Source organism: Bacillota bacterium, from assembly GCA_040757205.1.
Classification (GTDB): domain Bacteria; phylum Bacillota; class Desulfotomaculia; order Desulfotomaculales; family Desulforudaceae; genus Desulforudis.
In genome coordinates this window covers 166,602-180,252 of sequence record JBFLXL010000004.1, presented here as the reverse complement: position 1 = coordinate 180,252, position 13,651 = coordinate 166,602, and the positions used below count along the sequence as shown (strand labels likewise).

Here is a 13,651-nt window from a genome sequence, read left to right as displayed (position 1 = left end):
TATCCCCCCCGTCCCGCCCATTATAACAGCCGGCCGCGTGCAAGACCACCCCTCACGAATTGGGCGCCACTCGAACCTGCAGCCGCCGCAGGAGAATCCGTCTATCCAAATGTGACCGGGAACATCGGGCGGGGACAATTCTACTTGAGGCACATGGTTTCGCATGCTAAAATGGGGCATTGTTTGCTGTTTATGGGCGATGGACGTAAGACTGGCATACGCCCGCCCGGACCGTCCGAGTTCAAGACGGGACATCCTTTGCTGTTTATGGGCGGTGGACGTAAGGAAGGGGTAGAAAGCCGTGTTGGATTTCGTGCGGCAGCGTTATCTCACCGTGCAGCGCACGGGCCCGGGAATCTTGGTCCAAACGGTGCAGTGCGGCACCTTGACGGAGGCGAGCGCCCGTTTTACGGTTGACCCGCATACGTTTGCAATCCGCGCCGCCCGCTGGGAGTGGCACCGGCCCCCGGATTCCCGGGCGCCGGTGAGCCTGGACGTGCCCGAGTTGGAAGGCGTCAAGGCCTATTTCCAGGCGGGGGCGGCCGCGCTCCGGGCCGCCCTCGCCGGTTACCCGCCCCTGGCTCTCGACCTGTTCACCGAGAATATCCGCGCCCTGATTCAGGCGGAGTCATTTTTGTACGCCGAACGCGGCTACGCCTCTCTGGAGGACTACGTGGAACACTGGAAGACGTTTTACCTCAACGCCTGCCGCTACTACAGCAACCTGGACCGCGTATCGGTGGGCTGGGGCCGGTACGTGGGCCGGCGGGAAGGCCCGAACCTGTTCAACCGTTTTGAATCCGTCACCCGTCATTCTTCCGGGGATACCCAAACCGTCCGGGCGACGATAAACGACTCCTTCCACGAAATGGCCTTGAAGCTGGTCCTGAAAGGCGAAGCGCTGGAGGTGGAGGAGGCGGCCGGCCGGGTGCTCCGGGCGCCGGACCGGGTTTGTTTCGAAGCCGCCGCCCTGGCGCGGGGCCTGGAAGGCGCCGCCCTGGCCGGGAAGTCAAAGAAAGAAATCGCGCCCTTGCTGGGGGGTGCTCAGGGCTGCGTGCACCTGATCAATCTGGCCGCCGCCGCCGCCGCGCCGGGGTCGAAGCTTTAGTTTCTTCGCACCATTCTCCGACCCGGTGTTTCCCGCGTGGAAAACCGGCCAGGAGCAGGACGCCCCGCCCGATCATAAGGTATGATAGGTGTCTCCAAGCGAAGATACTCCCCTTTCACCGCACCACCTGGATAAAGTACACCACACCGCCCCGGATAAAGAGGCGCCGCGCTTGGAACGTTGCCGCTCACGCGGCCAAAGCGGCTCATCCCCGCGAGCCGGTTCGCGAGCGGCACGGGTCGCTTGAAACCGGCCGCCCCGGGTAGAATACAGTAAAGGAGATGAATTCACCCCTTGATCTGCGAGCGCTGCAAACAGCAACCGGCTTCGGTGCACTACACCGAGGTCATCAATAACCAAAAACGGCAGATGTACCTATGCCCGGGCTGTGCCGAGGAGGCGCAGAAGGCATTCGACCTCGGGGCGCCGCTTAACCTGCACAACCTGCTGGCCGGGCTGATGGGCCCCGGCGGGGTCAAGGAAGTCCCGGAAGACGAAGCGGAGTTCCTCTGCGAAACCTGCGGGCTTTCGGGCGCCGCGTTCGGCCAGTCCGGTCTTTTGGGCTGCGGTGGGTGCTACCAGTACTTCGGCGAACGCCTGGAGCCGCTTTTGAAGCGGATCCACGGCTCCATCCGGCATACCGGCAAGGTGCCTCAGCGTTCCCGGAACAAATATCTGCTGATCCAGGAAGTGGACCGCTTGCGGGCCCAAATGCGCGAGGCGGTTGAAGACGAGGAATTTGAACGCGCCGCCGCGTTACGGGACGCGATCCGGGATCTGCAGCAGAGACTGGCCTGATGGGGAGAGTGAACAAGATTTGAGCATGCGGAATACACTCCAGAGCCCGTACAGCCAGTGGATGGATGACGACGCTCCCGAGACGGACGTGGTCATCTCCTCGCGGGCTCGCCTGGCCCGCAGTCTGGCGGGCTACCCTTTTCCCCACCGGTCGTCTCCGGAACAGGCCGAACAGGTGATTCAGGCGGTCAACCTGGCCGTGCGCCACGCGGAGTTCCGCGCCCGTTTCGGCGACGCGGAGTTGACCCGGATGACCGAATTGTCTCCGGTCGACCGGTGGATACTGGTAGAAAAGCACTTGATCAGCCCCGGTTTTCTCAAGAACACGGAGAGCAGTTTCGAGTGCAAGGGGCTGGTGCTGACTCCGGACGAGCGGTTAAGCATTATGGTGAACGAAGAAGACCACCTGCGCGTCCAGTGCCTCTTCCCCGGGCTGCAGCTTGAGGCCGCGGCGGGCACGGCGGACGAGGCCGACAGCCTGCTGGAAAAGACGCTTGATTTCGCGTTTTCGGACCGGATCGGCTACCTGACCGCCTGTCCCACCAACGTCGGGACCGGGCTGCGCACCTCGGTGATGGTGCACCTCCCGGCCCTGGTGCTGTTCGGGCAGGTCAAGGAGGTGCTGACGACCGTCTCCAGGCTGGGGCTGACGGTGCGCGGTCTGTTCGGCGAGGGCACCGACGCGGTGGGCAACCTTTTTCAGGTCTCGAACCAGGTCACCCTGGGCCACCGGGAGTCCGAAATCATTGACAACCTGGCTTCGGTCACCCGGCATGTGATCGAGCAGGAGCGCTCAGCCCGCCAACAGTTGGTCAGACAGATGCCGGTGGTCCTGCGTGACCGGGTGGGCCGGGCGCTCGGGATTCTCAAACACGCGCACACCCTGGGTGTGGAAGAGGCCATGCGCCTGATCTCGGACGTACGCCTGGGGGTGACGGCGGGACTCCTTAAGGGACCGCCGTCGCGGGTGCTGCTTGAACTGATGGTCGTCACCAGGCCGTCTTATCTGGTGAAAACCAGCGGACGGGAGTTGTCCCCGCCCCAGTGGGACGAATTGCGGGCCACACTGGTCCGGAAGCTGGTGAACGCGCATTCCGGGGGGGACCCCGAAGAAGGGGGCAGCCCCGAAGAAGGAGACAGCCCCGAAGAAGGGGAAAAAGGGGAAGAAGGGGGACAGTCCCCCTGAGGCCCAAAGGGGACAGTCCCCCGGCCGGAAGAGCAGTTTTTTAAAATCGCGGGTACAAAAAAGGGGCCTGCCCCCTTTTTATCTCCCCCGCGCCACGGAGGTGTTGAAAGAGTAGTGTACGGACGTTTTACCAGGCGGGCGCAAAAAGTGATCTTGCTGGCGCAGGAGGAAGCCAGAAAACTCGGTTACCCGTACATCGGCACCGAACACCTGCTCCTCGGCCTGATCCGCGAGGGCGAGGGAGTGGCGGCCAGAGCGCTGGCCGAAATCAAGATCGACCCCCGCAAGATCCGCGCGGCGATCGAGAAAATGGTGGAGCCGGGCCAGGGCGGCGCGGCTCTGGTGGAGGTTTCCTTCACCCCGCGGGCGAAAAAGGTGTTGGAGTTGTCCATAGACGAAGCGCGGCGCTTGGGCCACAGCTACGTAGGCACCGAACACATCCTGCTCGGTTTGATCCGGGAGGGTGAGGGCGTGGCGGCCCAGATACTGACCGGCATGGGCGCCGACCTGGAAAGGGTCAGGCACCTGATCCTGCAGTTCCTCGGGGGCACCGGACCGGTGGAAGGCGGCGTGAGCCGGGCGCAAGCGCCGGCTCAGACAAACACCCCGCATCTCGACCAGTACGCCCGCGACCTGACGGCGTTTTCCCGGGACGGGAAGCTCGATCCGGTGATCGGGCGCAACCGGGAGATTGAACGGGTGATCCAGATCCTGAGCCGGCGCACCAAGAACAACCCGGTCCTGATCGGCGACCCGGGCGTGGGCAAGACGGCGATCGCGGAGGGCCTCGCGCAGCGGATCAGCGACGGAAACGTCCCCGAGATTCTGACCGGAAAGCGGGTGATCGCTTTGGACCTGGCCTCCCTGGTGGCCGGGACCAAGTACCGGGGCGAATTCGAGGAGCGGCTGAAAAAGGTTTTGGAAGAGATCAGGACCGCGGGAAACATCATTCTCTTCATCGACGAACTGCACACCCTGGTGGGGGCCGGGGCGGCCGAAGGGGCGATCGACGCCGCCAACATCCTGAAGCCGGCGCTGGCGCGCGGAGAGTTGCAGACCATCGGGGCGACCACCCTGGATGAATACCGCAAGCACGTGGAGCGGGACTCGGCCCTGGAACGGCGTTTCCAGCCGATCATGGTCGAGGAGCCGACGGTCGAAGAAACGATCGCCATTTTGCGCGGCCTGCGGGACCGGTACGAGGCGCACCACCGGGTCCGCATCACCGACGAAGCCCTGGAGGGCGCGGCCCGGCTTTCGGACCGGTACATCGCCGATCGGTTCCTGCCGGACAAGGCTATCGACTTGGTGGACGAGGCCGGTTCCCGGGCGCGCCTCCAGGCCTTCACCATGCCGCCCGACCTGAAGGAGCTGGAACAGCGGGTGGAGGAGTTGCGCAAGGAGAAGGAGGCGGCGGTGACAGCGCAGGAGTTTGAAAAAGCGGCCCAATTGCGTGACCAGGAACAGAACATGCGGGCCGAGCTGCAGGCCTCCCTGGAAGGCTGGCGGCAGCAGAAAGGCGGCGACGAACTGGTGGTCGACGAGCAGGACATCGCCCACATCGTCTCCACCTGGACCGGCATCCCGGTGAAAAAACTGGCCGAAGAGGAGACCGAAAAGCTCTTGCGGATGGAAGACCTGCTGCACGAGCGGGTGGTGGGGCAGGACGAGGCGGTCAAGGCCGTTTCCCGGGCCGTTCGCCGGGCACGGGCCGGGTTGAAGGATCCGCGGCGCCCGATCGGGTCGTTCATCTTTCTCGGGCCCACCGGAGTGGGCAAGACCGAACTGGCCCGGGCGCTGGGCGAGGCGCTTTTTGGCGACGAGGACGCCTTGGTGCGGATCGACATGTCTGAATACCAGGAACGCCACACCGTGTCGCGGCTGGTGGGCGCCCCCCCCGGCTACGTCGGCTACGACGAGGGCGGCCAGTTGACGGAGGCGGTGCGGCGCCGCCCGTACACGGTGGTGCTCCTGGACGAAATCGAAAAGGCCCACCCGGAGGTGTTCAACGTTCTGCTGCAGGTCCTGGAAGACGGCCGGCTGACCGATGCCCGGGGCCGCACCGTTGACTTCCGGAACACGGTGATTATCCTGACCTCCAACGTCGGGGTCAACCTCATCCACAGGGAGACCAAGATGGGCTTCGTGACCGTGGAAGACCAGGCGGCGACCTACGAGCGGATGAAGGAGAACGTAATCGGCGAGCTGCACCGGACCTTCCGCCCGGAGTTTTTGAACCGCCTGGACGAGATCATCGTCTTCCACGCCCTGACCGGGGCGCACATCCGCCAGATTGTGGAGTTGATGCTTCGGGACGTGGCCGGCCGGTTGGAAGAGAACGAGGTGCAGGTCGAGTTCTCCGACGCGCTGAAGGACTTGCTGGCCCGGGAAGGTTTCGACGAAAAATTCGGGGCGCGCCCGTTGCGCCGGACCATCCAGCGGCGGGTGGAGGACAGATTGTCCGAGGAATTGATCCGGGGCGCCTTCAAGCGGGGGGACCGCCTGCTTCTGGACGCCGGGGACGGCGAGATCGTCGTGCGAACGTTAGGGTGACGAGAGATTATTCGTGAAATCTCCCTGGTTAGACATAGTACGACCGTTTTCGACTTGTGGTCCAGTCCAAAAAATGGTATAGTAGCGTCCAAATACAAATGCGGGGAAAAAGCTCGGAACATCGACGAAATGGCCTTCCGGTTCCGGGTTTTTGACAGTGAGGCTGACTGATGCGCTGCCGGGAGTGCGGGTACAGATCGGTCCGTTGGCTTGGCCGTTGCCCGGGTTGCGGGGAATGGCACACCTTTGTTGAAGAGGAAACCGGGGCCAGGGCGGCCCGCCGGAAGACTCCGGCAGGTGAGCCTCCGCGGCCGTTGACCGAAGTGGCCGGCGCCGAGGAGACTCGCCTCACCAGCGGCATCGCCGAGGTGGACCGGGTTCTCGGGGGCGGCTTCGTTCCGGGGTCCGTGGTCCTTTTAGGCGGAGACCCGGGAATCGGCAAGTCCACGCTGCTTTTGCAGGCGGCCGTGCGCGTGGCCGGCGCCGTGGGACGGGTGCTCTACGTTTCGGGTGAGGAGTCCGCCCTGCAGGTCCGGTTGCGCGCCGAACGCCTGCGGGCGGTGCATCCCGCCCTTTACCTGGCGCCGGAAACGGATATCGAGCGGGTAGAAAAGCATATTCTTGAACTCAAGCCCGTGATCGCGGTCGTTGATTCCATCCAGACGGTGTCCCTGGACGGGCTGGCGGCGGTTCCCGGCAGCCTGGGGCAGGTCAGAGAGTGCACCGTGCGCCTGACGCGGCTGGCGAAGAGCACCGGCATTCCGGTGCTCTTGGTCGGACACGTGACCAAGGAAGGAGTGCTGGCCGGCCCCCGGACCATGGAGCACATGGTGGACACGGTGTTGTACCTGGAGGGCGACCGGCATTATGCCTACCGCGTCCTGCGCGGGGTAAAAAACCGGTTCGGCTCCACCAACGAGATCGGCGTTTTTGAGATGGACTCCGCCGGGCTCTGCGAGGTTGAGAATCCGTCGCGGCTGTTTTTGAGCTCCGGGAGCGCTCCGGTTTCGGGCTCGGTGGTCGTGTCCTGCGTCGAGGGAACACGCCCTCTGCTCGTCGAGATACAAGCCCTGGTCAGCACCACGGGGTACGGCAACCCCCGCCGTTTGACCGCGGGGGTGGACACAAACCGCGTCATCCTTATGGCCGCCGTCCTTGAAAAGCGGGTCGGCATGCTCTTGAGCGGCCAGGACATATACGTGAACGCCGTGGGCGGGGTGAGGATCTCGGAACCCGCCGCCGATCTGGGCATCGCCCTGGCCCTGGCTTCGAGTTTCCGGGACCGGCCGGTGCCGGCCGGCACGGTGGTGGTCGGTGAGGTCGGCCTGACCGGTGAACTGCGCCCGGTGCCCCAACTTGGCAAACGCCTGCGGGAGGCCGCCAAGCTCGGCTTTGACCGCGCTGTTTTGCCGGCGGGAGGTTCAAACGAGCCCGGCGGCGAGGGCTTAAGTCTGTTCGCAGCGGGCAGCGTGGCCGAGGTTCTGGATCTCGTCCTGACCAAGTGACAAGGAAAAGGGGGGAAGTTTGTTTGGTTGATGAGCGGGGCGAAGAAGCGCTGCTGAGGGTGCTGCGCACGGTGGCGCCCGGAACCCCCCTGCGCGAGGGTCTGGAACACATCCTTCGTTCGGAGAGCGGCGCGCTGATCGTGGTGGCCGACCGGCCGGAGATACTTGAAATCGCCGAGGGCGGGTTTCACGTCAACGCCGATTTCTCGCCGGCCAAACTCTACGAATTGGCCAAGATGGACGGCGCCATCATTCTGGACAAGGACGCCCGCCGGATCATTGCCGCAAACACCCAACTGGTTCCCGACCTGGGCATTCCGTCCAATGAGACCGGAATCCGGCACCGCACCGCCGAGCGTGTGGCCCGGCAGACCGACGCCCTGGTGATTTCCATCTCGGAGCGGCGCCGCGTGATCACCATTTACAAGGGACCGATGAAGTACGTCTTGCGCGACCTGGAGGTCATCTTCACCAAGGCCAACCAGGCTCTGCAGACCCTGGAGAAATACCGGGCCGTGGCGGACCGGGTGCTGGTCAACTTGAGCATCGCCGAGTTTGAAGACACAGTCACCTTGTTCGAGGTCGCCAAGGTGATCCAGCGCGCGGTAATGACGTTGAAAGTGGTCCGGGAGATCCATAAATTCATCTGCGAGCTTGGCACCGAGGGGCGCCTGATCACCATGCAGTTGGACGAGTTGATCAGTAACGTGGAGAACGAGGGCCTGATGGTGATCCGTGACTACACGGTGACCCCGGAGGAAAAGTCTCCCAGGCAAGTCCTGGGCATCATCGAGTCCTGGCCCAGCGAGGATTTGCTCGACTTGCCGCTCATCGCCCGGGTGCTCGGCTATTCCGGCGGCAGCGGCATTCTGGAACAGAACGTTTCGCCGCGCGGGTACCGGGTGCTGGGCAAGATTCAGCGACTGCCCCATCCGGTGGTGGAGAACCTGGTAGGTGTGTTCACCAACCTGAACAAGGTGCTCAACGCCTCCCTGAACGAGCTCGACGAGGTGGAAGGGATCGGTGAAACCAGGGCGCGCTCGATCAAGGAGGGGCTGAGCCGCTATTGGAACCAGTTGTTGCAGGAAAGATACAGATAATAGAGGTCGGAAGCCGGAGGCCGGAGGTCAGAGATACCCATCCGGGCTGGTTCGGATACGGACAAGCGGCGGTCCAAAAGCTGGTTGCCAGGAAATAGTGTGAGCGTTAAAAAGGAAGAGCGCGGGAGTGCTGATCCGCCCGGAGCCCCGATTTTGACAGGAATATCTTGTTTATGTTATACTACTTAGCAGGTAGAGGGGTACTTAGGAGGTGGGATGTTGTTTAAAATCGGGGACAAGGTCGTTTATCCCATGCACGGAGCCGGAGTAATCGAGGCGATTGAAGAGAAAGAGATCCTGGGCGAGCGGCAACAGTACTACGTACTCCGCTTACCGGTCGGCAATATGAAGGTGATGGTACCCACGGCGAACGGCCCGAACATCGGACTGCGGCAGGTGATCGGGCACGAGGAAGTCCAAAAGGTCTTCGGAATCCTCAAGGATGTAAGCACACAGATGCCCGGCAACTGGAACCGGAGGTACCGGGCGAACCTCGAGAAGATCAAAAGCGGAAACATTTACGAGGTGGCCGAAGTGGTGCGGAATCTGGCCCGAAGGGAACGCGAGAAAGGGCTTTCCTCCGGAGAGAAGAGAATGTTGGAAAGTGCGCGGCAGATTCTGATCAGCGAGTTGGTGTTGGCCACCGAAGTAGAGGAAGACAAAGCGCGATCGATGTTGGAAGAGATGTTTGCCTGAAAGCGCTGGCGGAAACGCGCCAGCCTTTTTGTTTCGTAGGGTGGTGTGCGGAACTGTATAATAATGTATAATAGAGGCTGACAGTCAAGAATACTGGGTAAAGAAAGGAGGTGTAAGTACGCATATGTTGCCGAAAATGGCCTTTGTCGGACTGGTGCTGACCTTTGGCGGCATCGGCGGGGTAATCGGCTATTATCTGGCCCAGGGTGGGCTTTTTGCCCAACCCTTGAGCTACGGGGTCGCGGCCCTGGCGGTGGCCTTGGGCTTGCTGGTGGGGATCATCGCCGCCCGCCGCCTCATGGACCTCGGCAATCTGTTATTGGCGCGTGCCGTTGAGTACCTGCAGAAGATGCCCACTCAGGACCTTCTTTTTGCTTCTTTCGGCCTTATTATTGGTCTTCTTATCGCCAATCTCATCAGATCACTGCTTTATGTTTTTGGCTGGTTCGGCCAAGTTTTGAGTATTGTGGTGGCCATTTACCTGGCCTACCTCGGGATAAATGTGGCGGTTAAGAAGCGGGACGAGATCGTGGGTTTGTTCGGGAACCTGCCCCGGTTCGGGCGCGGCGAAAAGAGCGCGCGCGGGGAAGCGAAACTGCTGGACACTTCGGCCATCATCGACGGCCGGGTCGCCGATTTGTGCAAGAGCGGCTTTCTTGACGGCACCCTGATCATTCCGTGGTTTGTCCTGGATGAGTTGCAGCATGTGGCCGACTCCAGCGACATCCTGAAGCGGAACCGGGGCCGCCGGGGACTGGATATCGTCAATCACATCCGCCGCCAGTCCGACGTGCGGGTGCAGATTTACGAGAGTGTCAAGGGGCTGGAGGAGGCCAACGATGTGGACGCCAAACTAGTGAAACTCTCCAAGAAGTTGGGGGCCAAGATTATCACCACCGACTTCAACTTGAACAAGGTAGCCGAAATCCACGGCATCCGGGTCTTGAACATCAATGAGTTGGCCAACGCCTTGAAGCCGGTCGTGCTGCCCGGCGAGGAGATGGTCATCCAGATCATCAAGGACGGCAAGGAGTCCGGTCAAGGCGTCGGGTACCTGGACGACGGCACAATGATTGTGGTTGACGGCGGCAAGAAGTTTATCGGTCACAGTATTCGGGTTCTGGTCACCAGTGTTTTGCAGACCACCGCCGGACGCATGATTTTCGCCCGGCCCAAAGCGGTGGTGAAGCATGACGGGACGACCGCGCAGGAACTGGACGAGGTGAACGCGGTTGGCTGAAACGCTGGCTATTGTAGTGGCGGCCGGCCGGAGCAATCGGATGGGGGACGGTCCCAAGAAGCAATACCGGCTGCTTGCCGGCCGTCCGGTCTTGAGCCGCACCCTGGAGGTCTTTGAACACGCGCCCACGGTTGACGGTGTGGTCCTGGTGGTCGCTCCCGGTGAGGAGGAATGGTGCCGCCGGGAGATCGTGAACCGGTTTGGTTTCACCAAGGTGACGGCGGTGGTTGCGGGCGGGGAGGCGCGCCAGGATTCGGTCCGGGCGGGGTTGCAGGTCGTGGGGCCGTGTACGTTGGTGTTGGTGCACGACGGGGTGCGGCCTTTCATAACGGCCGGGCAAGTCGCCGCGGTGGCCGAAGCGGCCCGCGAACACGGAGCGGCCACTCTGGCGGTGCCGCCCAAAGACACCGTGAAGGTGAGCGCGCCGCCGGGCGGGCCGGTTTTGACTCTGCCGCGGGAACACCTGTGGCTGGTGCAGACGCCCCAGGCTTTCCGGCGCGACGTGCTGGTCGAAGCGCACCGCCGGGCTCGGGAGCAGGGTTTCGTGGGCACCGACGACACGTCCCTGGCGGAGGCTGTCGGCTACCGCGCCCGGATGGTCCCGGGCGCTTACGCCAACATCAAAATCACGACTCCCGAGGATTTGGCCTTTGCCGAGGCGTTGTTGGGAGGCGGGCCCGTGCTGGTCGGGTTTGGGTACGACGTCCATCGGTTGGTTGACGGCCGAAAGCTGATCCTGGGCGGGGTGGAGGTGCCCCACGACCGGGGCCTCTTGGGGCATTCGGACGCCGACGTGCTGGTGCACGCGGTGATGGATGCGCTGCTGGGGGCGGCCGGCGCCGGGGATATCGGCCGTTGGTTTCCCGATGACGACCCGGCCTACCGCGGCATCTCCAGCTTGGATCTCCTGGTTCGGGTGGCGGTGTTCCTCCGGGAACGCGGCCTGGAGGCGGCGAACCTGGACGCCGTCTTGGTTGCCCAAGCGCCCCGCCTCTCACCGTTTATTCCCCAAATGCAGGACAATATGGCGCGCGTGTTGAGCGTTTCCCCGGAAGTGGTAAATGTCAAGGCCACCACCACGGAGGGGCTCGGCTTCACCGGTTCCGGCGCGGGCATCGCCGCGTACGCCGTAACCGCCCTGCGGCGAGTTGTTTTGCCCGGCGGCCCGGTGTTATAATGGGCTCGTGTCCGTCGGCCCGGGGAGTCGCTTACGGCGATTCGCGGTCGAGGATGAGAATCTAATCCAAGATTCCATTCTCGGGGGAGGGGTACAGGTGTTCCGGACGCTGCGTCAGGACGTGCGGGCGGTCTTCGAACGCGACCCCGCCGCGAAGAACCTGGTCGAGGTGCTTACCTGCTATCCCGGGCTGCATGCCGTCTGCATGCACCGTATCGCTCACGCTCTTTACCGGCGGCGCTGCTTCACTGCGGCCCGGTTGCTCTCCCACCTTTCCCGGTTCCTGACGGGCATCGAAATTCACCCGGGAGCCCGGATCGGAGAAGGGCTCTTCATCGACCACGGGTCCGGAGTGGTTATCGGCGAGACCACCGAGATCGGCCGGAACGTGACCCTGTACCAGGGGGTTACCCTGGGCGGTACAGGCAAGGAAAAGGGCAAGCGGCATCCCACCATCGGGGACAACGTGGTGATCAGTGCCGGCGCCAAGGTCTTGGGATCGTTTGAAATCGGGGCCAACTCCAGGATCGGGGCCGGATCGGTGGTCTTAAAGCCGGTGCCCGCGAACTGCACCGTGGTGGGGGTTCCCGGAAAGATCGTGCGGCGTGACGGACAACGGGTCGACGACATCGACCTGCGGCACGACCAGCTGCCCGACCCCGTGGCGGAAGCCCTGACCGCCATGCAGGAGCGGATCATGGATCTGGAGGCCAAAGTCCGCCGGCTGGAAGGCGAACCACATGCGGAAGGAGAAACGACTCTTGGAGATCTTCAACACCCTGACCGGCCGCAAGGAGCGGTTTTGTCCCCGTGATCCGGGGCGGGTGGGCATGTACGTTTGCGGACCCACCACCTATAACTTCATTCACCTGGGGAACGCCCGGGCGCTGGTGGTGTTTGACACCATCCGCCGCTACTTCCTGCATAAGGGCTACCGGGTGCTTTACGTCCAGAACTTCACCGACGTGGACGACAAAATCATCAACCGGGCCCGGGAAGAGGGGATGGACCCCCATATCCTGGCCGCCAAATACGTGGACGAGTATTTTGTCGATGCCGACGCCCTCAATGTGCGGCGTGCGGACGTGCACCCGAAGGTATCGGACCACATCCCCGAGATCATCGCCCTGATCGAGGCGATCATCGGTCGCGGGCTGGCTTATGAGGCCGGCGGAGACGTCTACTTTGCGGTGCGCAGGTTCGACGGTTACGGCCGGCTCTCCAAGCGCTCTCTCGATGACTTACAGGCCGGGGCCCGGGTCGAGGTCGGCGAGCAGAAGAAAGACCCCCTCGATTTCGCTTTGTGGAAGGCGGCCAAACCGGGGGAACCCTGGTGGGAAAGCCCCTGGGGCCGCGGGCGGCCGGGTTGGCACATCGAGTGCTCCGCCATGGCCGCGAAATACCTGGGGACCGGGTTTGACATTCACGGTGGCGGGGCGGACCTGATTTTCCCGCACCACGAAAACGAAATCGCCCAGTCGGAGGGCGCCACCGGCGTGCCTTTCGCGCGGTACTGGATCCATAACGGCTTCATTACCATCCGGGAGGAGAAAATGTCCAAGTCCCTCGGGAACGTCTTTCTGGTGCGTGAACTGACCCGGCTCTACCCGCCCGAGGCGCTGCGGCTCTTTCTCCTGTCCAACCACTACCGCAATCCGCTCGACTACGACCCCGAAGCCATGGAGGCCGGCGTCCGCGCCGTCAGCCGGCTGAAGACGTGTCTCGGCCTGTTGCGCGAGTCTTTGGACCGGCCGGCCCCGGCCCCGGACGGAGACGGAGGGGGAGAGAACCGGCTGGAAACGGTGCTGGAGGAACTCCAGGGGCGGTTCGAGGCGGCGATGGACGACGACTTCAACACGGCGCTCGCCCAGGCCGTGCTGTTTGACCTGACGAGCGAGGTGAACACCTACCTGCACCAGAACGAACGGCCCGACCGGGAGACCCTGCAAAAGGCCCGGGACCTGTTCGACGCGTTCAACCGCGTGTTGGGCATTTTCCCGGAGAATAACGGCCGCATCGTCCTGGAGGCCGGTACGGTGGGCGGCGACCTGTCCCAGGGGCTGCTCGAGCTTTTGATCGCGCTTCGCCGGGACGCCCGCCGCAACAAGGACTTCGCCACGGCCGACCGGATCAGGGACGGGCTGCGGGAGTTGGGCGTGGCGCTGGAGGACACCCCGCAGGGTGTCCGCTGGAAATTTAGTGGTCGGTGGTCGGTGGTCGGTGGCCGGTGGCCGGTCGTCCGTGGGGGACCGGACTGACGATAGCCAACCGGCACCTGACTGCGGGGT

At 63.2% G+C, this 13,651-nt stretch carries 11 protein-coding genes; all 11 read left to right on the top strand.

The genetic code is table 11. From position 1 onward, the window contains the following. Positions 1–301 precede the first annotated feature (301 nt). The 11 genes from AB1402_05085 (at position 302) to cysS (ending at position 13,621) form a co-directional block, all read left to right on the top strand. Positions 302–1,108 (top strand): DUF2889 domain-containing protein, encoded by an 807-nt coding sequence (locus tag AB1402_05085; GenBank protein ID MEW6540972.1) that lies wholly within the window; start codon positions 302–304, stop codon positions 1,106–1,108. Positions 1,109–1,402: 294 nt separating this feature from the next. After that, positions 1,403–1,906 carry a UvrB/UvrC motif-containing protein gene (locus AB1402_05080; protein MEW6540971.1) on the top strand — a complete coding sequence of 168 codons (504 nt, stop codon included), beginning with the start codon at positions 1,403–1,405 and terminating at the stop codon, positions 1,904–1,906. A 19-nt stretch (positions 1,907–1,925) separates the two neighbouring features. Beyond that, complete coding sequence (locus AB1402_05075) at positions 1,926–3,092, top strand: protein arginine kinase (GenBank protein MEW6540970.1); 1,167 nt, start codon at positions 1,926–1,928, stop codon at positions 3,090–3,092. Between the two features lie 114 nt (positions 3,093–3,206). Further along, the gene (locus tag AB1402_05070) at positions 3,207–5,645 is read left to right on the top strand and encodes an ATP-dependent Clp protease ATP-binding subunit (protein ID MEW6540969.1); all 2,439 of its coding nucleotides are present in this window, start codon (positions 3,207–3,209) and stop codon (positions 5,643–5,645) included. A gap of 170 nt (positions 5,646–5,815) precedes the next feature. Further along, entirely contained in the window at positions 5,816–7,150 is a 1,335-nt protein-coding gene (radA, locus tag AB1402_05065; protein MEW6540968.1) for a DNA repair protein RadA, read from the top strand. Between the two features lie 23 nt (positions 7,151–7,173). Continuing rightward, on the top strand, positions 7,174–8,250 hold the full coding sequence (gene disA / locus AB1402_05060; GenBank protein ID MEW6540967.1) for a DNA integrity scanning diadenylate cyclase DisA: 1,077 nt from the start codon (positions 7,174–7,176) through the stop codon (positions 8,248–8,250). 219 nt (positions 8,251–8,469) lie between these two features. Then, positions 8,470–8,946 (top strand): CarD family transcriptional regulator, encoded by a 477-nt coding sequence (locus AB1402_05055; protein ID MEW6540966.1) that lies wholly within the window; start codon positions 8,470–8,472, stop codon positions 8,944–8,946. 124 nt (positions 8,947–9,070) lie between these two features. After that, a complete protein-coding gene (locus AB1402_05050) occupies positions 9,071–10,186 on the top strand; it encodes a PIN domain-containing protein (GenBank protein ID MEW6540965.1) in 1,116 nt (371 codons plus the stop codon). Then, on the top strand, positions 10,179–11,363 hold the full coding sequence (gene ispD / locus AB1402_05045; GenBank protein ID MEW6540964.1) for a 2-C-methyl-D-erythritol 4-phosphate cytidylyltransferase: 1,185 nt from the start codon (positions 10,179–10,181) through the stop codon (positions 11,361–11,363). Before AB1402_05050 ends, ispD begins: the two co-directional genes overlap by 8 nt. Before the next feature lie 97 nt (positions 11,364–11,460). Beyond that, positions 11,461–12,177, top strand: a complete 717-nt coding sequence (cysE, locus tag AB1402_05040) for a serine O-acetyltransferase (GenBank protein ID MEW6540963.1) — start codon at positions 11,461–11,463, stop codon at positions 12,175–12,177. Continuing rightward, positions 12,125–13,621 (top strand): cysteine--tRNA ligase, encoded by a 1,497-nt coding sequence (gene cysS, locus AB1402_05035; protein MEW6540962.1) that lies wholly within the window; start codon positions 12,125–12,127, stop codon positions 13,619–13,621. Before cysE ends, cysS begins: the two co-directional genes overlap by 53 nt. The last annotated feature ends 30 nt before the right edge of the window (positions 13,622–13,651 follow it).

What these genes read in the sequence shown, in the direction of transcription:
- radA (MEW6540968.1), top strand. Translation starts at nt 5,816, where the DNA reads ATGCGCTGCCGGGAGTGCGGGTACAGATCGGTCCGTTGGCTTGGCCGT.
- AB1402_05050 (MEW6540965.1), top strand. Translation starts at nt 9,071, where the DNA reads ATGTTGCCGAAAATGGCCTTTGTCGGACTGGTGCTGACCTTTGGCGGC.